The organism is Streptomyces sp. NPDC058092 (assembly GCF_042884935.1).
In the GTDB taxonomy this organism is placed as follows: domain Bacteria; phylum Actinomycetota; class Actinomycetes; order Streptomycetales; family Streptomycetaceae; genus Streptomyces.
In genome coordinates this window covers 369,284-387,214 of the sequence record NZ_JBHVSY010000004.1, presented here as the reverse complement: position 1 = coordinate 387,214, position 17,931 = coordinate 369,284, and the positions used below count along the sequence as shown (strand labels likewise).

Annotated in this window: 17 protein-coding genes and 1 pseudogene; 7 read left to right on the top strand and 11 right to left on the bottom strand. The window is 69.6% G+C overall.

The window, feature by feature from the left end:
* Positions 1-59: 59 nt before the first annotated feature.
* Positions 60-884: an LLM class F420-dependent oxidoreductase gene (locus ACFVV1_RS09980; protein WP_389987230.1), complete on the bottom strand. Its 825-nt coding sequence runs from the start codon at positions 882-884 to the stop codon at positions 60-62.
* Between the two features lie 578 nt (positions 885-1,462).
* Positions 1,463-1,594, bottom strand: coding sequence for a hypothetical protein (locus tag ACFVV1_RS09975; RefSeq protein WP_389987227.1), 132 nt, complete (start codon positions 1,592-1,594; stop codon positions 1,463-1,465).
* A gap of 221 nt (positions 1,595-1,815) precedes the next feature.
* Between ACFVV1_RS09975 and ACFVV1_RS09970 the strand changes: the two genes are divergently transcribed.
* Both ACFVV1_RS09970 and ACFVV1_RS09965 read left to right on the top strand, forming a co-directional pair.
* Positions 1,816-2,430 carry a transcriptional regulator gene (locus ACFVV1_RS09970; protein WP_189544990.1) on the top strand — a complete coding sequence of 205 codons (615 nt, stop codon included), beginning with the start codon at positions 1,816-1,818 and terminating at the stop codon, positions 2,428-2,430.
* The gene (locus ACFVV1_RS09965) at positions 2,427-3,683 is read left to right on the top strand and encodes an MFS transporter (RefSeq protein WP_389987224.1); all 1,257 of its coding nucleotides are present in this window, start codon (positions 2,427-2,429) and stop codon (positions 3,681-3,683) included. The genes ACFVV1_RS09970 and ACFVV1_RS09965 overlap by 4 nt, the downstream gene beginning before the upstream one ends.
* Before the next feature lie 15 nt (positions 3,684-3,698).
* Here ACFVV1_RS09965 and ACFVV1_RS09960 read toward each other — a convergent pair whose 3' ends face one another.
* The gene (locus ACFVV1_RS09960) at positions 3,699-4,145 is read right to left on the bottom strand and encodes a Tn3 family transposase (RefSeq protein ID WP_389987221.1); all 447 of its coding nucleotides are present in this window, start codon (positions 4,143-4,145) and stop codon (positions 3,699-3,701) included.
* 470 nt (positions 4,146-4,615) lie between these two features.
* Between ACFVV1_RS09960 and ACFVV1_RS09955 the strand changes: the two genes are divergently transcribed.
* Positions 4,616-5,602 carry an LLM class flavin-dependent oxidoreductase gene (locus ACFVV1_RS09955; RefSeq protein WP_389987218.1) on the top strand — a complete coding sequence of 329 codons (987 nt, stop codon included), beginning with the start codon at positions 4,616-4,618 and terminating at the stop codon, positions 5,600-5,602.
* A gap of 213 nt (positions 5,603-5,815) precedes the next feature.
* On the opposite strand, the gene ACFVV1_RS09950 is transcribed toward ACFVV1_RS09955, so the two are convergent.
* Positions 5,816-6,559: an SDR family NAD(P)-dependent oxidoreductase gene (locus ACFVV1_RS09950; RefSeq protein ID WP_389987215.1), complete on the bottom strand. Its 744-nt coding sequence runs from the start codon at positions 6,557-6,559 to the stop codon at positions 5,816-5,818.
* Positions 6,560-6,702: 143 nt separating this feature from the next.
* Between ACFVV1_RS09950 and ACFVV1_RS09945 the strand changes: the two are divergent.
* Positions 6,703-7,811, top strand: a pseudogene (locus ACFVV1_RS09945) (IS630 family transposase).
* A gap of 153 nt (positions 7,812-7,964) precedes the next feature.
* Here ACFVV1_RS09945 and ACFVV1_RS09940 read toward each other — a convergent pair.
* Complete coding sequence (locus ACFVV1_RS09940; RefSeq protein WP_024757633.1) at positions 7,965-8,342, bottom strand: nuclear transport factor 2 family protein; 378 nt, start codon at positions 8,340-8,342, stop codon at positions 7,965-7,967.
* A gap of 374 nt (positions 8,343-8,716) precedes the next feature.
* Entirely contained in the window at positions 8,717-9,181 is a 465-nt protein-coding gene (locus tag ACFVV1_RS09935; protein ID WP_389987212.1) for an ATP-binding protein, read from the bottom strand.
* Between the two features lie 159 nt (positions 9,182-9,340).
* On the opposite strand from ACFVV1_RS09935, the gene ACFVV1_RS09930 reads away from it, so the two are divergent.
* Entirely contained in the window at positions 9,341-10,195 is an 855-nt protein-coding gene (locus ACFVV1_RS09930) for a Scr1 family TA system antitoxin-like transcriptional regulator (RefSeq protein ID WP_389987209.1), read from the top strand.
* Complete coding sequence (locus ACFVV1_RS09925) at positions 10,192-10,437, top strand: DUF397 domain-containing protein (RefSeq protein WP_389987206.1); 246 nt, start codon at positions 10,192-10,194, stop codon at positions 10,435-10,437. The genes ACFVV1_RS09930 and ACFVV1_RS09925 overlap by 4 nt, the downstream gene beginning before the upstream one ends.
* 88 nt (positions 10,438-10,525) lie before the next feature.
* Here ACFVV1_RS09925 and ACFVV1_RS09920 read toward each other — a convergent pair whose 3' ends face one another.
* Positions 10,526-11,410, bottom strand: a complete 885-nt coding sequence (locus ACFVV1_RS09920; RefSeq protein ID WP_389987203.1) for a peptidase S1 — start codon at positions 11,408-11,410, stop codon at positions 10,526-10,528.
* Positions 11,411-11,786: 376 nt separating this feature from the next.
* On the opposite strand from ACFVV1_RS09920, the gene ACFVV1_RS09915 reads away from it, so the two are divergent.
* Positions 11,787-14,246 carry a GTPase-associated protein 1-related protein gene (locus ACFVV1_RS09915; RefSeq protein ID WP_389987200.1) on the top strand — a complete coding sequence of 820 codons (2,460 nt, stop codon included), beginning with the start codon at positions 11,787-11,789 and terminating at the stop codon, positions 14,244-14,246.
* A gap of 217 nt (positions 14,247-14,463) precedes the next feature.
* Here ACFVV1_RS09915 and ACFVV1_RS09910 read toward each other — a convergent pair whose 3' ends face one another.
* The 4 genes from ACFVV1_RS09910 to ACFVV1_RS09895 form a co-directional block, all read right to left on the bottom strand.
* Complete coding sequence (locus ACFVV1_RS09910) at positions 14,464-15,255, bottom strand: ABC transporter permease (RefSeq protein WP_389987197.1); 792 nt, start codon at positions 15,253-15,255, stop codon at positions 14,464-14,466.
* Positions 15,252-16,265, bottom strand: coding sequence for an ATP-binding cassette domain-containing protein (locus ACFVV1_RS09905; protein WP_389987194.1), 1,014 nt, complete (start codon positions 16,263-16,265; stop codon positions 15,252-15,254). The genes ACFVV1_RS09910 and ACFVV1_RS09905 overlap by 4 nt, the downstream gene beginning before the upstream one ends.
* A gap of 42 nt (positions 16,266-16,307) precedes the next feature.
* A complete protein-coding gene (locus tag ACFVV1_RS09900; RefSeq protein WP_389987191.1) occupies positions 16,308-17,198 on the bottom strand; it encodes a DUF4097 domain-containing protein in 891 nt (296 codons plus the stop codon).
* A 111-nt stretch (positions 17,199-17,309) separates the two neighbouring features.
* A complete protein-coding gene (locus ACFVV1_RS09895) occupies positions 17,310-17,840 on the bottom strand; it encodes a toxin-antitoxin system HicB family antitoxin (RefSeq protein WP_389987188.1) in 531 nt (176 codons plus the stop codon).
* Positions 17,841-17,931 lie beyond the last annotated feature (91 nt).

Genomic DNA, 17,931 nt, shown 5'->3' with positions numbered 1-17,931 from the left:
GCGGTTACGGACTTTTCGGATCGGCCCCACATTCCCGAGGCGCAGCGGTATCCGGCGCCTCAGCGGTACCGGGCAGCGACTTCGGCCAGTCGGTCCAGATACTCCAGCGTCTCCCGTTCAGGCATCGTCGGTACGTAGAACAGCAGCCTCTCGACCCCCAGACCGATGTAGCCCTCGATCTGCTCGGGATCGTCGGTAGCCGCGTACACCGTCACCGGCACCTCGCGGTCGGCGAGGGCGCGCAGCCGCTCGATCTGCGGACCGAGCTCCTGCGGCGACACGCTGTTGGCCAGCCACGCGTCTCCGAGCTGCGCCACCCGTCGGAAGGCGCCCTCGCCGCCGCCGACGTAGATCGGCGGATGGGGGCGCTGCACGGGCTTGGGCCAGGCGTAGGCCGGATCGAAGTTCACGAACTCGCCGTGGAACTCGGCCTTCTCCTCGGTCCACAGCTCCCGCATGGCCCGCAGCCGCTCGTCGGTGAGCCGGCCCCGGGTGGAGGGGTCGGTGCCGTGGTCCCTCATCTCCTCACGGTTCCAGCCGACACCGACGCCGAGAATCACGCGGCCACCGGAGACCAGGTCGAGCGACGCCACCTCCTTCGCCGTGATGATCGGGTCGCGCTGCGGGATCAGCGCGATGCCGGTCCCCAGCAGCAGCCGCTCGGTCACCACACCGATCGCGGTCAGGGCCACGAAGGGGTCGAGGGTGCGGTAGTAGATCTCCGGCAGCTCACCACCCCCCGGGTAGGGCGTCTCGCGGCTCGCCGGGACATGGCTGTGCTCGGCGATGAACAACGAGTCGAACGTGCGTTCCTCAAGGGCGGTCCCGAGCGAGGTCGGGCCGATGCCCTGGTCGGTGATGAAGGTCGAGATCCCGAATTTCACGACAGCTCCTCAAAGGGTCGGGTACGGGATGGCACGGGTGGCACAGATCCCTGACTACCCGCCCCGGGTGATCCCGCCCCCATGACCACCCGGGAGAACCATCACGGAGCAGGATTCCCGGCCCGCGGTCGCAACCAAGGGCCAGGGCACCGGCGACCACTTCGCGCCCCCTGCTCGGCCCGGCCGTGGACCCGTTCGCGGGTGGAGTCGGCGTCGATGAAGGCAACCTCGCCCCCGCCGGACAGCAGTGGGGGGTGCGCGGTCGGTTCTGACAGGTACTTCCGTTGCACGGAGTTCAGTTGAAGCGCGTGGTTATGGGTGAAGGAGCGGAGGAATGTGCCCAGCGTGGACGGTGCACGTATCCCGCCGGACAAGACCGGCCTCGCGCCGTGGCGCAGAACGTCCAGGTCATCGATTGCTGTCCACTCCGGCAGCCAAGCCCCCGGCGATGCTCACGACCTGGGCATGCGCCGACGCGCCCTCGCTGCTGTTCGCGCCGGTCAGTTCCACTTTCTCGGGGTGCCGGTAAGACTCGGGGTGCCGGTAAGAACCGTGTCACCAGCCGCAAACGGCGGTGATCAGTCCTCTGACCTGGAGGGTCGGGGCAGTTCTGCCGTGCTGGTCGACTCGGCGAGCGCGAGACGGCCGCCCTTCAGTTCGGGAACGGGTGCGAGGAGATCGGAGGTGTCGTCGTCCTGGGGTGGCTGCACACGCCAGATCGTACAGAAAAGGGTGCTGCTCAAGTTCTTGAGCACGTCGACTTTCTGACACCGTTTTATGGGCATGATCCGGGGCCGATCCGGCCACGAGTTCTCGCTTACCGATCTTGCTCATCAATCGGTCGATTTCTGAACGCGAGGGGCTACGTCGGAACTTGGAATGCTTCACAACAACTCTTTTGAAACAACTGTTGTAGGTCTACGCTCTGCGCATGGTCGCTTCCTCTGCTGCATCCCCTGAGTCCTCAGGACGAGACATCGAGCTCGACACCGCTGACTTGCGCGTGCTCGCTCACCCGTTGCGCTTGAACGTCCTCACCCTGCTGCGAGAGCGTGGTCCGTCCACTGCCACCCGGATCTCCGACGAGCTCGGCATCAACCCTGGCGCGGCGAGCTATCACCTGCGCCGCCTTGCCTCGGGCGGGCTCATCGTGGAGGAGCCGGACCGTGGCACCGGGCGCGAGCGGTGGTGGAAATCTGCCCATCGCCAGTCGATCCACGATCCCGCGGCCGCGCCTGCGGAGCAGCGCGAGGCCGGACGCGCGTACACACATGCGGTCGCCCTTGCCGCTGCGGATCGTCTGCGCAGGGCTGCGCACGAGGTGCCGCTGCTCTCTCAGGAGTGGCTCGACGTCACTACCTACGGCGACTTCCTTCTGTACTTGACCCCGGGCGACGTGGACCGGATGCGGGCCGAGATCTTTGAGGTGATCTCGCGATATCGGCATGAAGAGAGTGAGGCGCCTGAAGGGTCCTCTCCGGTAGCGCTGCAAGTGCAGGCGTTTCCGGTGCCTGGCACGGCGCTGCCGTTGGCCGGTGAGGCGTGAACGCGCACGGCATAGCTGCGTCCGCGCGGCCCGCCTACCGGGACGTCAACGTTCTGCGCTGGCTTACCGCGTACACGGCCTCGGTCACTGGCGACGTTGTGTACTTCCTCGCCCTGTCCTGGGCGGCCGCACGCGCTGGCGGGCCGTCGCAGGTGGGCCTGGTGGTCTCTGCCGGAGCTCTTCCCCGTGCGGTGCTCATGCTCGGCGGTGGTGTGGTGGCCGACCGGTTCGGGCCGCGCCGGGTTGCTGTCGTCAGCGACGCGGTTCGCTGCGCGGTGATCCTTGCCGCCGCCGCGGCAGTCATGCTGGCGTCCCCGAGCGTGTGGCTGCTGGCCGCGGTCGCGTTGATCTTCGGCGTGGTGGACGCGGTATTCATGCCGGCGGTGGGCGCGCTCCCGCCACGTATTACGGCACCTGAGCAGCTCGCCCGGGTCCAGGGGATGCGCGGGTTGTCGATCCGGCTGAGCAATGCCGTCGGCCCCCTCCTGGCAGGAGCCGTGCTGGTGATCGGCGGTACGGCCGGTGCGTTCACAGCCGCAGGCGCTCTCTTCGCTCTCTCGCTCGTCACTCTGCTCACCCTGCGGACTACTTCTTTAACGGAGGTATCTCAGCGCGGCTCCGCCTGGCATGAACTGCGTGACGGTTTGCGATACGTCCGCCGCCACCGGATGCTCGCCCCGCTTGTCACGATGATCGGGCTGAGCGAGATGTGCTTCAGCGGCCCGGTCGCCACCGGCCTGGTCCTCCTGGCCGACGAACGCGGCTGGGGCGCCTCGGGCATGGGGTGGATCGCGAGCGCATTCAGCGTCGGCGCCGCAGCTTCGGCCTTGCTGCTCACCGTCTCGACCCGGATACCGCGCGCCGGGCTGGCGATGTGTGGCGCGCTGCTCGTCACCGCTGTGGGAGCGGTCGCCTTGGGGCACGCGCCCTCACTGCCCATCGCCGTCATGTTCGGCTTCTCGATCGGACTGACCAGCGGGTTCACGACTACCGTGACCGGCGCGTTCGTCCAGACGGAGACAGACCCCCGCTACCTCGGACGGGTCACCTCGGTCACGACTCTGTGCACGCTGGGCCTTGCGCCCGTGCTTTTCCCTGCCGTCGGCATCACGGTGGCCCTGTGGGGAGCGGAGGTGTTCTTCATCGGATGCGGTGCGATCAGCCTGCTTGCCGCAGCGCTCGGCCTCTCTGTCCCCCTGATACGACGCGCCGAACTCCACCCGCCCAGGCCCGCATCGCCGGCTGGCCCGTGACAGGACTGGACCGGCTCACGCGTCCATACGTTCGTCGGCCGGTGCCTCATCGGCCGCCGTACGGGGGCCGGGCATCGCGACCGCGGTGAGGTTGAGGCGGGCATCCATGTCGAGGTTGACCTCGCCGTAGGGGCGTACGTGGGACCAGAACAGCGGGGTCAGGCCGCGCCTGTCGGCGGGCGTGAGGAGGTCGGCCCACTCCGGTTCACCCATGATGTCCTGGAGCATCAGGGTGTTCACGTAGACCAGGGCGGATTGCAGGATGCGCAGGCACAGGACGAACATCTCCTGCTCGTCGCGCCGGTTGGACGCGATCTCTCCGCCCTTGCCGTACGCGATCACGGAGTTGGCGCCGTTGGAGGACTCCATGACGTTCAGGCCCTCCTCGATCTCCCGCTGGAGGTCTCGCAACCGCAGAGAGAGCTTCACCCGCCGCAGCCGTACGGCCTCGGACTCACCCACACGAGTGACGCCCGCGCGAGATCACCGCCCTTTGCGGCTGGTGACAGCGTTCTTACCGGCACCCCTTCTCGGTCACCAGGTGCGGCAGACCGCACCGCTCGGACCGCCGCTTGGCTGGTTAATTCGCCATTGGGCGTGCGTGTATCAGCTCGACCTGATCATTCCGAATGATGATTGCGTCATCCGGGATGAACCCGGGCCGTCCGACCATCCGTATCCACCACTATCGGGAGTAGTGACCATGGGCAAGCTGCACGGGAATCGAACCTTTCGTTGATGGCGGCAGAGCGCAGATCTGATACCGCAACGGCGCATCCGACAGTGCCGTTCGGTTCGCGGGCCCCGTCGTGACCACCGTGGAAACCACCCGCTGACGCCACACCTGCCGATTGATCACCCGCCCGGCTCGGAGCCCCGAAGGCTTGAGCCTGCGAGGTGGGATTTTCCTTTCTGCCCAAGGAGCCTGACCGATGGACATCTCCTGCCAGTTCGCCACGTCCCTGCACTCACCCGAACACATCGCCGTAGCTGAGCAGTTGGGCTACCACCGCGCCTGGCTCCACGACACACCCGCCCAGAGCCCCGACGTGTGGGCGATGCTGGCACTGGCCGCCGAACGCACCCACCGCATCGGCCTCGCCCCCGGTGTCCTCGTCCCGACACTGCGCCATCCGATGGTCAACGCCTCCGGCGCCGCCACCCTCGCCGCCCTCGCACCCGGCCGGGTGACCCTCGCCTTCGGCACCGGCTTCAACGGCACGCGCGCCCTCGGCGTACCCCCGGCCACCTGGTCCTACCTCAGCGCCTACGTCCGGACGGTACGCGATCTGCTGCGCGGTGAGATCGTGGAGTGGGACGGCGCACCCATGCGCATGATGCATCCCGGCACGAACGCACCGCAGCGCCCCATCGACATTCCGGTGCTGGTCTCCGCGCTCGGCCCCAAGGGTCTCGCTGTCACCCGCGAGATCGCTGACGGCCTCTTCAGCGTCAACGGCGAAACCGCCCACGCCCACGAATTCACCTGGGCCGCGCTGGGCATCCACGGCACCGTCCTGGGCGAGGACGAACCACTTGACTCTCTGCGCGTCCGCGCCGCCGCCGGACCCGGCAACGCTCTGGCCTACCACGCCGCCCACGAATTCGGCGGCGACCCCACCAGCCTGCCCGGCGGACAAGCCTGGCTCGACGCCATCACCGCCCATCCCCGCGCCCAACGCCACTTGGCCGTACACGACCAGCACCTCACCGACTTCAACGCGGCCGATACCGCTGCCTGGAACGCAGGAAGCTGGCAGGCCATCACCTCCACCACCGTCACTGGAACCTCCGACCGCATCCGCGACAGGCTCAGCGCCTACGCCCGAGACGGCATCACCGAAATCGCCTACCAGCCCACCGGCCCCGACATCCCCGGCGAACTCGAACGATTCATCGCCATCGCCCGCGACGTATAGGGACCGACGTGTCGCACACCTCGTGCGCGGCGGCCCTCCTTGCGGGGTGCCCGGTACGGGTCGAGTGTGGCGAATTCGGGACTCCCACCTGAGGCGACGTCCTTCCCGAGTGCCTCGGCCCAGAAGTAGGCGAGTTTCTTGGCGTCGGCGCCGTCGACGCCCAGGCCGTACACGGCGTCTCTCATGAGCGTTCCCCTCTCGGAGCAGGCGGGTTCAGATGGCTGTGCGGCCACCGTCGACGGCGACGGTCGCGCCCGTGACGTAGCCGGCCATCGGCGACGCGAGGAATGCGACGACTTCCGCGATCTCGGCGGGCTCGGCCGCCCGCTTCATCGCGGTGGTCTCGGCGAGTGCGTCGAACAGGTCGCGGGCCTCGGGCCGGGTGTAGACGGGGCCGGGGGCGACGGTGTTGAAGCGGACGCCGCGGCCGCTGTACTCGGCCGTCCAGCCTCGCGTCAGTGACGCCAGCGCGGCCTTGGTCGCGCCGTACGCGGCGCCGCCGGCCAGGCCGAGGCTGCCGGCCATGCTGCCGATGTTGATCACGCTGCCCGATCCCTTCGCCGCCATCGCCGGGGCAAAAGCCGCCACGAGAAAGAACGGCGCTCGGACGTTGCTGGCGAACATCGCGTCGTAGTCGGAGACCTTCATCTCCTCGGTCGGTGCCCAGACGGCTTGCCCGGCGTTGTTGACCAGGACGTCGATCTCGCCGACCTCCGAGGCGAGCCGGTCGATGCCGGCCGGGTCCTCAAGGTCCGCCTCGACAAACCGCGCGTGTCCGCCGGCCGCGATGATCTCATTGACGGTCCCGGCGCCGCGCTGGGCGTTGCGGCCGACCACGACGACGGACATTCCGTCGGCGGCGAGCCGCTTGGCGACCGCCCGGCCGATGCCGGACGTGGCCCCGGTGACCAGGGCAGTAATGGGGTGCAGGTCGGGGTTCGCGCGCTCCACAGACATGGGATGCACCTTCCGAATTGTCATCCAGACCGGCGTCTCTGGCTAACACCTCCAATCTAGTGCTGTGACCGCATAGGTTCGCCGGGTTGGTCGTCGTGGCGGTTGGATGTGCGGTGACGTCCGATCCGACCGCTGGAGGCGCGGTGGCCGAGCCTGTCCGTGTGCGCAGACTGACCGACCAGGAGGGGCAGCGGCTGCAGCAGATCGTGCGTCGGGGCAGCACCAACTCGGTGCGCTATCGGCGCGCGATGATGCTGCTGGCCTCGGCCGGCGGGAATCGGGTGCCGGTGATCGCCCAGCTGGTGGCGGCCGACGAGGACACCGTGCGCGATGTGATCCACCGGTTCAACGAGATCGGCCTGGCCTGCCTGGCCCCTCGGTGGGCGGGAGGCCGTCCCCGCCTGCTCAGCGATGACGACGAGGACTTCGTCGTCCAGACGGCCACCACCCGCCCCACCAAGCTCGGCCAGCCTTTCACTCGCTGGTCGCTACGCAAACTCGTCGCCTACCTGCGCACAGTCCACGGCCGAGTGATCCGTATCGGCCGCGAGGCGTTACGCGGCCTGCTCGCCCGCCGTGGAGTCACCTTTCCTGGAAGGAATCCACCGACCCCGACCGCGAGGCGAAGCTGGACCGGATCGAGCACGTCCTGGACCGTTTCCCCGACCGGGTCTTCGCGTTCGACGAGTTCGGCCCACTCGGGATCCGGCCCACCGCAGGCTCGGGCTGGGCCGAACGGAAACACTCCGACCGGGTGCCGGCCACCTACCACCGCACCCATGGAGTCCGGCACTTCCACGGCTGCTACTCGGTCGGCGACGACATGTTGTGGGGCGTCAACCGCCGCAAGAAAGGTGCCGCGAACACGCTGGCCGCGCTCAAGTCGATCCGCGCCGCCCGGCCCGACGGCGCCCCCATCTACGTGATCCTGGACAACCTGTCCGCCCACAAAGGCACCGACATCCGCCGCTGGGCTACAAAGCACAAGGTCGAGCTGTGCTTCACCCCGACCTACGCTTCTTGGGCCAACCCCATCGAGGCCCACTTCGGACCGCTGAGGCAGTTCACCATCGCCAACTCCAACCACCCCAACCACACCGTGCAGACACGAGCCCTGCACGCCTATCTACGCTGGCGCAACGCCAACGCCCGCCACCGCGACGTCCTGGCCGCCGAATGCAAGGAACGCGCCCGCATCCGAAGCGAGAAGGGCATCCGTTGGGGCGGACGCCCCCTCAACACCGCAGCCTGACCAACCGCGAACTTACACAGCCACAGCGCATCATCGGTCCGCTCGTGGCCTAGCGCGGACGATCGAAGCGTTGTGAAGATGATCTCGGCTGGGCAGACCCGGAGCCCCGAACGGGGCCGGTTCAGGAGAAGGACGGCGCCAGAGGAGAATGACTCAGGAGGCGGACGGCTCGATCTCCCCCGCGAAGACGATGACCTGGTCGATGAGGCTCCGCCGCAGATGGACGACGTCCGTTCCCGCCAGGCGGGGGCCTCCATCCGGCGTCGTGAAGACCCACTGGTACCGGGCCCACTCGTCCGGCATGTCCACCGCCGAACAGCGCACCATCGTGCCGGTCCCCGCGGGGTGGCGCCGGATGTCCAGCACGAACCGCTCGACCGCCTCGATCCCCTCACTGCGGCCCAACGGTCCCCAGAAGACCACGTCCGAGGTTAGGGCCTGGGAGAGCAGCGCAGTCACATAGCTGTCGTCCGAGGCGTTGAACGCGGAGATGAACGTGTCGATCGCGGACCGCGCGGTCTCTTCCTGCATGCACCAGTAATACCACTCGCGTCGCGGACCGCGCTCGTCCCGTGAGCCGTCTCCCGACCACGGTGAACCATCCCGGTCACAGCACTAGACAAACCTGTCTGGATGTGTCGAACAGGCCACACAGGACTACCGCACCTGGCTGCACAAGCTCTTCTTCGACCTCGCCCAGCAGGCAGGCGCCAAGGACGCGAAGTCCCTCGCCCAGCAACTGGTGATCCTCCACGACGGCGCCGGAATCAGCGCCTGGCTGGACCGGGACCCCGGCGCCGAGACAGCGGCCCGCACGGTAGCCGCCGCACTGGTCGACGCCGCCGTCCCGGACTGAACAAGCTGCCCGAATGATCCGGCTGCGACGGACGGTCCGCGCGCACCGGTCAGTACAGCAGGTCCAGCTCGGCGCGGACGGTCTTGCCCAGCGGCACACGGTCCAGCACCGCCCACCGGTCGGCCAGCGCCTCGACGATGATCAGCCCGTTCCCGCTGCCGGAACCGGGCGGCGGCGGTACAAGTTCCCCCGGCCCCGGTGGGCGTCGGTCGCCGCGCGTATCGCCGACCTCGATCCGCAGGACGCCGAGCGCGTCCGTATCGCCCGGCGCGTGGGTCAGCCGCAACTCGAAGTCACGGCCCGGCACCCGGCCGTGCGTTGCCGCGTTCGCGGCCAGCTCGGCGACGATCAACGCCGCCGCCTCCGATGCGTCACTGCCGTACGGGATGCCCCAGTCGTGCAGCACGTGCAATGCCAGATGACGGGCGAGCCTCGCTCCTCGCGGCGTCGAGCTGAAGCGTTGCACGAACACACGTACGGTAAACGGCGGTTGGGGGGTGGCGAGTGCTTCCATGCGCCCACCGTGATGGCCGGAACACCCATCGGACCAGCTCAGCAACTCGTACGCTGAGTCCGCGTACGGGTGCGGAGGGTGGACAGTACGCGTAACGGTCCGTGACCATGGGCGAGTTGTGGACCGGGGGCAGGCACAGAGCACGGGAGGTGGCCGGACATGACGGACGGCGTCGGCGGAACGGGTGGAGCGACGGGCGCGAACGGGGAGCCGGAGCCCTCGGACAGCCTGAAGGCGTTCGGGGAGGTCGTCAAGGTCTTCCGCAAGCGAGCACTGCTGACACAGGAGCAGTTCGCGCCGAAGGTCCGGTACTCGGTGCCGACGGTCGCCTCGATCGAGCAGGGTCGACGGTTTCCGCCGCCTGCGTTCGTCGACCGTGCGGAAGACGTCCTGGACGCGTTCGGGGTCATCAAGGCCGCAGCCAAACATCTGTCGCGGCGGCCGGGACTGGCGAGTTGGTTCCGGCAGTGGGCGCAGATGGAAACGGAGGCGGTCAGCCTCTACACGTACGAATGTCGCTTGATCCCGGGCCTGTTGCAGACGGAGGCATACGCGCGAGCATCGTTCGCGGACCAGCTTCCCCCATTGTGCGACGAGCAGATCGAGGCCCAGCTCGCAGCACGAATGGAGCGGCAATGCCTGCTTCGGGATCGGCCGAACACCAACTACAGCTTCATCCTCGAAGAACATCTCTTCCTGCGACACACAGGTGGGCGAGCCATCACCTTGGAGCTCATCGACCATGTACTGGACCTGTCTCAGCTGCGAAACATCGAGATCCAGGTGATGCCGCAGGTACGCGAACGCCATGCGGGACTGCACGGCCCCATGCAACTGCTGGAAACACCGGAAAACAAGTGGTTCGGCTACGGCGAAGGGCAGGAGCATGGTCACTTCATGTCCGACCCAAAGGTCGTCAGCACGCTCCAGATGCGGTATGCCAGGATGCGTTCACAGGCTCACCCCCTCGAATACTCCGTGGGCCTGTTGCAGCGGATGCGAGGAGCGGTATGAGCACCACAGACCTGGCCTGGTTCAAGAGCAGCTACAGCAGCCCCTCAGGCGACTCCTGCGTAGAAGTCGCCCTTTCCTGGCACAAGTCCACCTACAGCGGAGGCGATGGCGACTCCTGCGTAGAGGTCGCCACCTGCCCCACCACCGTCCACGTCCGGGACTCCAAGGTCGAGCAGGGCCCGCAGCTCGCGCTCTCCCCCGCCGCCTGGACCGGCTTCGTCACCTATGCCGTGAGCGGCTGACCGGACGCGGACGGACACGACACCGTGCCGGGCACCGGATCAACTCCGGTGCCCGGCACGGCGGGTATCACGCGTCACATGTCAGACGTCAGGACAGCGCCAGCTCGGTGACGTTGTTGGCCTCCAGGACCCACGTCGCGCTCAGGCCGCCCTCCTTGACCCGTGCGTCGCCGTCGCCCTTGAGGACGCCGATGCGCTTGCCGGACAGGGCGATCTGGATGGCGTGCTCGTACTCGTGGACCCACATCGCACTGAGGCCACCCTCCTTGACGTACGCGTCGCCGTGGTCCGTGAGGACGCCGATGCGGTTGCCCGACAGTTCGAGCTGGATGACGTCGTCGTGCTCCCGGACCCAGGTGGCGCTGAGGCCACCCTCCTTCACCCAGGCGACGCCGTCACCCGTGAGGACGCCGATGCGGTTGCCCGCCAGATCGATGCCGATGACGTTGTCGTGCTCCTTGACCCAGGTGGCGCTGAGGCCGCCCTCCTTGACGTACGCGTCACCGTTGCCCGTCACGACGCCGATGCGGTTGCCCGCCAGTTCGAGTTCCTTGACCTTGTCGTGCTCCTTGACCCACGTCGCGCTGAGGCCACCCTCCTTGACGTACGCGTCACCGTTGTCCTTCAGGACGCCGATGCGGTCGCCGGACAGGGCGATCTGCTTGACGTCGTCGGCCTCCCGGACCCAGGTCGCGCTCAGGCCGCCCTCCTTCACCCACGCGACGCCGTCACCGGTGAGGACGCCGATCCGGTTGCCGGACAGGGCGACCTGCTTGACGTCGCCGGACTCCTTGACCCACGTGGCGCTGAGACCGCCCTCCTTCACGTACGCGTCACCGTTGGCGCGCAGAGTGCCGATGCGGTTGCCACCGTCGCCGGAGACCGTGGCGGGGACCGCGTTGGCCGTGGCCGCACCGGTGAGGCCGGCCAGGGCCAGGACGGCGGCGACCGCGGAGAGAGTCTTGAGATTCATCCGTGTAACTCCTGTACGCAGAACGACCCTTGGGGCCGTAAATGCGGCACCCCCGGGGGATTGGTCAATCCGAAGACGATCAACGACCGGACGGACCGGGGGTGCGTAGGCCATTGGAGTGATGAAGGGGCACTGAACGGGCTTTTGCCGCGCGCCGTCCCGTTGGGCTGAACGCCTCCGTCGGGGTCGCCCGCGTGACCTTCCGGCAAGGTGGGTGCGGGGCGGTGCGCCTTGATAGCGTCGCTCCCGCGATTGCGGACCGCTCCCCGCCGGGGTCGTCGCTGCGCCCGGACGGCCTGCCCTCGACGGGCGGCCGTCGGAGCGAGCGTGCTGACGGTACGGGGACGTTCGCGGCACGGACGAAGAGGGCCTACGCATGAGCCTCGCGCAGTTGCATTACACCTCTGCCTCTGCGGGGGACGACGGGGACGGCGACGGGGGCGGTGCGCGGTTCACGGCGGTCAGCGCGGGCATACCCACGCCGGTGCTGGCCGAGGCCGAGCAACTCCTCGGTTACGAGCCGCCGGCTGCCGCCCCGTACCACCCGACCGCTGATGAACTCCGGTCGTTTCCCGAGGCGTTCAGCTTCAGCGCACTGTCCGACGGCAGTCATCTGCTGAGTCGTACGGTGGCGCTCGGCGGCCCCGGCGCGGGCCGTTTCCACGCGCACGCGGTGCATCTTCCGGCCGGTACCCGGCTGCCGGGCGACGCGCTGCCGGTCACGGCCTGGCGGTCGCCGAACTGGGCGTCCACTCCACCGGACAGCGGGGTGCCCGGCCGCATGGCCCACCTGCCCGCCTCCGCCGCCTTCGGGCCGGAGGCGCTCAACGACTTCGCGGTCTCCCGGAGCCCCTGGCTGGCGGCGGTCTTCGCCGATCTGCGCAGGGTGAGCGAGGAACCGTCCTCGGCGCGCGTGGTGCTCGTGGAACGGCAGAGCGCCGATGTGGCCCGATGGATCGCCCTGGCCGCGGCTGTGCTTCCGCCGGAGACCGCGCAACGGCTGACCTTCACGACGTACACCCGCCGTCCGGCGCAGTCCCCGCACCAGGTCGTCGGGGTGCTGCCGGACGACACGCCCGGAACGGCCGGCCCCGACAGCGGGCTGCGGGTGCACGACTGCACCGGTCCGCGTCCGGAGGGGCCGATAACCGACGCCTGGGCCGAGACCTGCGCCCGGATCTGGCGGAACCGGTCTCCGGAACTGTTCCGGATGGCGGCGGAGCTGCCCGGCGAGCCCTTCGCCGCCGGGCCGCTCGCCGTGACGGCCCTGTGCACGGGCGTCGAGCTCGGCCCCGACGGGCGGGCCGCAGCAGCCGCCTGGGCCGCCGAGCGGCCGTACGCGCTGGACGAGGAGCGGACACGGCGGCTGACCGATGCGCTGACCGCTCCCGGCATCGACCGTACGACCAATGAACTCGCCTGTGTGTCACGACTGTTGACGGCTCTCGACGGTCGGTCCCCGGCCGCCACGACCACGTCGCTCGCGGCTCTGCTGGTGACGGAGGCGGTGCACGGTGGTGATGTCGCACTCGAACCGCCCGCGCGCTCGGCCTTCGCCGGGCCGGCCGGGGAGCGGGCCGCCGCCGCGCTCGTCGCGGCCCTGGGCGACGACCTGCGTACCGAACTCGCCACCGGTGCGGCCACCGCGTCCGCGTCGTCGGCCGCACCCGGCCGGGGTGTGGCGCGCACGGTGCAACTGCTGCGGATCGCGCGGCTGCTCGATGTGGACTGCGCGGCCCTGCTTCCCGACGTCGTACGCCGGATGGCCCGGTCGCTGCTGGACGAAGGGGCGGCCGGCTGCGCGCCGGTGCTGCTCGACCTCCTGGACGAACAGTTCGATGTCCGTACGGCGTTGCTGGGCGAGCTGGACCGGATCGCCCCGCACGATCCGGCGGGGACGGAGCGGCTGCTGACCGGGTTCGCCCTGCCGTTCACCGGAGCGCAGGCGCTGCCGCATCTGCGGATGTGCGCGGCGGCGCCGGACGCCAGGGCGGGCGGCGGCGACCGGGTGAAGGTGCTGCACACGGTGCTCCGCGCCGGTGGCATGTCACCTTTCACCGAACCGCTGGTCCTGCGGACCGGGGTGGGTCTGGTGTGGGGCGAGGATCCGCCCACCGCGGGCGAGGCCCGGCTGCTGCTGGGCGGGACCACCTCCGACGCGCACCGTACGGCCGGTACGTGGTCCGCTCTCGTCGCGGCGGCGCTCGGCGCCCGCGCGGACGACGAGGAGGCTCCCGAACTCGCCCATGACCTGCTGCGCGGCTTCCCGCAGGAGATCGACGCGCGGGCGCGCGGCGCCCTGCTGCTCCTGGAGTTCGCGCGGGAGCTGCGGTCGGGGACGGCGGAGCCCGGCTGGGCGGCACGGGCCCGGAAGCTGTACGCCGGGGCGGAACCGGTGGAGCCGGGCGTACGCGACCAGGCGTTCGGCGCCCTGGCCCGGCAACTGCTCGCCCCGGACCGGCCCGAGGCGGAGCTGTACGCATTCGTCCACAGCGACGACGCGGACCTCATCGCGGCCTACGGCAAGGCCGCCCGCCATGACACCGTCCTCGCCCGGCTGCGGGCCGAACCGGCTTATGCGGCCGACTGTTTCACCGTCTGGACCGTCCACCCGCACGCGGGCCGCGCGTGGACGCAGACCACCGCCTCCTTGCTGGAGGACGTGCTGCGTCCGGCGGTGGGCGCCTTGTCCTCCGCCGCGACCACCGCGGTGGAGGAGGCCGTCGAGCGCGCCGGCAGCAGGCAGCGCGCCGAGGCGTTCCGGGCGTGGAACCGCCCCGGCGGCACTCTCGGCAGACTCGGCAAACGGCTGGCGCGACGCGTCCGGCGGCCCTGACCGGGGCCGGTACGCCCGCCCCGGCGTCGACGCGGTCGCCCGGCACGTCGCCGAACGCGACCCCGCCGCACGTCGCCGGGGCTGAACCAGGGGCAGCGGCCGTCGACGCCGACGGGGCGGCGTAGGCCGACGCGGTGTCGGAGTACGCCGCCCCGGGGCGGGACGAGCTGCGGGAGCCAGCCCGTGCTGCCATGTCGGTTACTTCGGGTCGCGTCGGTTACTTCGGGTCGCGGTTGAACTGCGCCTTGGACCAGAAGTAGCCGAGTACGGCGAGAGCCAGGCACCAGGCGACGGCGAGCCACCCGTTGTGGCCGATCTCACTGCCGAGCAGCAGGCCGCGCAGGGTCTCGATGGCCGGGGTGAACGGCTGGTACTCGGCGATCGGCTGGAACCAGCCCGGCATCGACTCGACCGGGACGAAGGCGCTCGAGATGAGCGGCAGGACGATCAGCGGCAACGCGTTGTTGCTGGCCGCCTCGGCGTTCGGGCTGCCCATGCCCATCCCGACCGCGATCCAGGTGAGCGCCATGGCAACCAGCGCGAGCAGCCCGAACGCCGCCAGCCACTCCAGGGCCGTGGCATCCGTGGACCGGAAGCCGATGGCCACGGCGACGGCGCCCACGAGGGCCACGCTCATGAGCGACTGCAGCACGCTGCCGACGACGTGCCCGATGAGCACGGATTCGCGGTGGATCGCCATCGTGCGGAAGCGGGCGATGATGCCCTCGGTCATGTCGTTGGAGACGGACACCGCGGTCCCGACCACGGTGCCACCGATGGTCATCAGCAGGATGCCCGGCACGATGTAGGCGATGTACTCGGAGCGATCGGCGCCACCGCCGCCGATGCCCGAGCTCATCACGTCGCCGAAGACGTAGACGAAGAGCAGCAGCAGGACGATCGGCGTCAGCAGCAGGTTCAGGGTGAGGGACGGGTAGCGCCGCGCGTGCAGCAGGTTGCGGCGCAGCATCGTGTTCGAGTCGCGTACGGCGAGGGAGAGGGAGCTCATCGGACAACCTCCTTGGGCTGGTTGGGCAGGCTGGGCTTGTTCGCGGAACCGCCGGTCAGGGCGAAGAAGACGTCGTCGAGGTCGGGGGTGTGCACGGTCAGCTCGTCCGCCTCGATGCCGGCCGAGTCCAGCCAGTCGAGGATGGCGCGCAGCTCGCGCTGGCTGCCGTCGCTGGGGATCTGCAGCGACAGCGCCTCGTCGTCCCTGGTGACCTCGCGCAGGGCGACGGCGGCGGACTGGTACGCGGTCGGGTCGGCGAACCGCAGCCGCACGTGCCCGCCCGGGATGAGCCGCTTCAGCTCCTCCGCGGTCCCTTCGGCGGCGATCCTGCCGTCGCTCAGCACCGCGATGCGGTCGGCGAGCTCGTCGGCCTCATCCAGGTACTGGGTGGTGAGGAAGACGGTGACGCCGCTGGAGACCAGCTCGCGGATGATCCCCCACATGTTGTGGCGGCTGCGCGGGTCGAGGCCGGTGGTCGGCTCGTCGAGGAAGATGATCCGCGGGTTGCCGACCAGCGTCATGGCGAGGTCGAGGCGGCGCTTCATGCCGCCGGAGTAGGTGGAGGCGGGCTTCTTCGCGGCGTCCACCAGGTCGAAGCGCTCCAGCAGCTCGGCGGCGGTACGGCGGCCCTCGCGCCGGTCGAGGTGGTGCAGGTCCGCCATGAGGAGCATGTTCTCCTCGCCGGTGATCAGGCCGTCGACGGCGGAGAACTGCCCGGTGACGCCGATCGCGGCGCGCACGCTTTGCGGGTCGGCGGCCAGGTCGTGGCCGCCGACGTGGATCGGGCCGGAGTCGGGGTCGGCGGTGATCAGGGTGGAGAGGATCTTGACGGCGGTGGTCTTGCCGGCGCCGTTGGGCCCGAGCAGAGCGAAGATGGTGCCTTCGGCGATGTTCAGGTCGATGCCGTCGAGCACGAGCTTGTCGCCGTAGGACTTGCGCAGTCCGGTGGCGGTGATCGCCGGCGCCGTGGCGTTCGCGGCGATCGGCGCGGATGTCCGGGTGGCAGTCATGCCGCTTTCCTTTCGGGGGTGAGGAGTTGGGAGTACGCGGGGTCAGGCGCGGCGGATGATGATGTCGCCGGCCGAGGTCCGGGCGTACACCTCGACGGTCTCGTCGGAGTCCGCGGGGCCGGCGGCGGAGCCGAGCGAGTTGCGTACGGTGCCGTACTTGGGGTTCAGGTCGAGCCAGGCGGCGGTGCCCTCGTGGATGCCCACTTCGAGGTCGCCGACGGAGGTACGCAGGTCGATACGGCCGCGGGTGACGTCGCCGACGCGGATGCCGCCGTTGGAGGACATCGCGTCGACCCCGGCGTGGGCGACGCCGACCTCGATCCGGCCGTTGGCGCACTTGGCGCCGACGCTGCTGTGCGCGATGCCGACGGAGATGTCGCCGTTGGCCGCGTTGGTCTTCAGACCGCCGGTGACCTCGCCGATCCTGGTCGCTCCGTTGCCGTTCTTGACGGTCGCCGTGCCGGCGACCGTGCCGACCTCGATCCGGCCCGAGCCGATGACTTCGATGTCCCCGGCCGAGCGGACCAGGCGGATGTCGCCGTGGTCTGTCTTGAGATCGGCGCCGGCCACCTCGTCCACCTGGAGGTCGCCGAGCGAGGTCTTGAGCGTGACTTCCCCGAAGCGGCCTTCGCAGGAGAAGCTGCCCATGGCCGAGGTGCCCCGGACATCGGATCCGGCGGGCAGTTCGATGCTCACCTCGATGGAGCCCGGCTTGCCGAACAGGGACCGCTTCTTGGGTGTCTTGACCGTGAGGCGGCCGCCCGAACAGGTGACCTGGGTCTGCTGCACGGCGCGTACGTCGTTGTCGTCCGATCCGTTGCTCGGCAGCACCTCCACGACCGTGTCGGTGCGCTTGCCCGCGGTGATGCGGGCGGTGCCGGCATCCAGCTCGAGGGTGGCGGAGATCGGTTCGGGGGTCTCGAAAGCAGGCATGGCTGTTCCGTCCTCTTGGCTCGGGTGGGTGATCCCGCCGGTGAGGCGGGTGATGAGTGACGTCGGCGGGATCGGCGATCCCGCCGGTGAAAGTGGGGTGGGCCGGCGGCCCTAGCGGACCCAGCCGGTGAAGCCCCGGCTGCCCGAGTCCTTGCCGCGGCCCGGCGGGTTTGCGCGCTCCCCGCCGTCGAGGGCTGTGGACACGGCCCGCACCAGCCAGGCGTTGACCGACAGGCCCTCCGCCGCCGCGGCGTTCTCGGCGCGGGCCTTGAGGTGGGCGGGGAGGCGGAAGTTGATCCGCGCCATGGCGCCGTCATCGGCGTCCGCGGGCGGCGGTGGCGGCGCGGCCGCGGCGGGGGGCTCGACCGGCTCCCGCGCCTCCCGGAACGGCTCGGGGGCGGGCGGCATCGTCACGACGAACTCCGGGTCGAGTCCGCGCAGTCGCACGTCGACCGAGCCCGGCGCCAGCTCCCGCGTGACCTCGCCCATGGCTGCGGACAGTGCGTTGAGGAGGGTCAGGCGGGCGGCGGATTCCAGAGGGGCGGTGAGCCGCTCGGCGAGGGCGCGGGCGTCGTCGCCGCCGGCGTCCGCGGCGACGGCCAGCTCTTGCCGGAGGTTGTCGACGTAGGGCGTGAGGTCCATGACGCCATCATGGCACATCGATGGCGCCATGGCGAGCCAGATTGACCCCTTCTTGACACCCATGCCTCTGACCTGGGAATTCTTCATTAAA

What these genes read in the sequence shown, in the direction of transcription:
- ACFVV1_RS09955 (WP_389987218.1), top strand. Translation starts at nt 4,616, where the DNA reads ATGGACATCTCCTGCCAGTTCGCCACGTCCCTGCACTCACCCGAACAC.
- ACFVV1_RS09925 (WP_389987206.1), top strand. Translation starts at nt 10,192, where the DNA reads ATGAGCACCACAGACCTGGCCTGGTTCAAGAGCAGCTACAGCAGCCCC.
- ACFVV1_RS09915 (WP_389987200.1), top strand. Translation starts at nt 11,787, where the DNA reads ATGAGCCTCGCGCAGTTGCATTACACCTCTGCCTCTGCGGGGGACGAC.
- ACFVV1_RS09935 (WP_389987212.1), bottom strand. Translation starts at nt 9,181, where the DNA reads ATGGAAGCACTCGCCACCCCCCAACCGCCGTTTACCGTACGTGTGTTC.
- ACFVV1_RS09895 (WP_389987188.1), bottom strand. Translation starts at nt 17,840, where the DNA reads ATGGACCTCACGCCCTACGTCGACAACCTCCGGCAAGAGCTGGCCGTC.
- ACFVV1_RS09940 (WP_024757633.1), bottom strand. Translation starts at nt 8,342, where the DNA reads ATGCAGGAAGAGACCGCGCGGTCCGCGATCGACACGTTCATCTCCGCG.
- ACFVV1_RS09905 (WP_389987194.1), bottom strand. Translation starts at nt 16,265, where the DNA reads ATGACTGCCACCCGGACATCCGCGCCGATCGCCGCGAACGCCACGGCG.
- ACFVV1_RS09950 (WP_389987215.1), bottom strand. Translation starts at nt 6,559, where the DNA reads ATGTCTGTGGAGCGCGCGAACCCCGACCTGCACCCCATTACTGCCCTG.
- ACFVV1_RS09920 (WP_389987203.1), bottom strand. Translation starts at nt 11,410, where the DNA reads ATGAATCTCAAGACTCTCTCCGCGGTCGCCGCCGTCCTGGCCCTGGCC.
- ACFVV1_RS09900 (WP_389987191.1), bottom strand. Translation starts at nt 17,198, where the DNA reads ATGCCTGCTTTCGAGACCCCCGAACCGATCTCCGCCACCCTCGAGCTG.
- ACFVV1_RS09910 (WP_389987197.1), bottom strand. Translation starts at nt 15,255, where the DNA reads ATGAGCTCCCTCTCCCTCGCCGTACGCGACTCGAACACGATGCTGCGC.
- ACFVV1_RS09930 (WP_389987209.1), top strand. Translation starts at nt 9,341, where the DNA reads ATGACGGACGGCGTCGGCGGAACGGGTGGAGCGACGGGCGCGAACGGG.
- ACFVV1_RS09970 (WP_189544990.1), top strand. Translation starts at nt 1,816, where the DNA reads ATGGTCGCTTCCTCTGCTGCATCCCCTGAGTCCTCAGGACGAGACATC.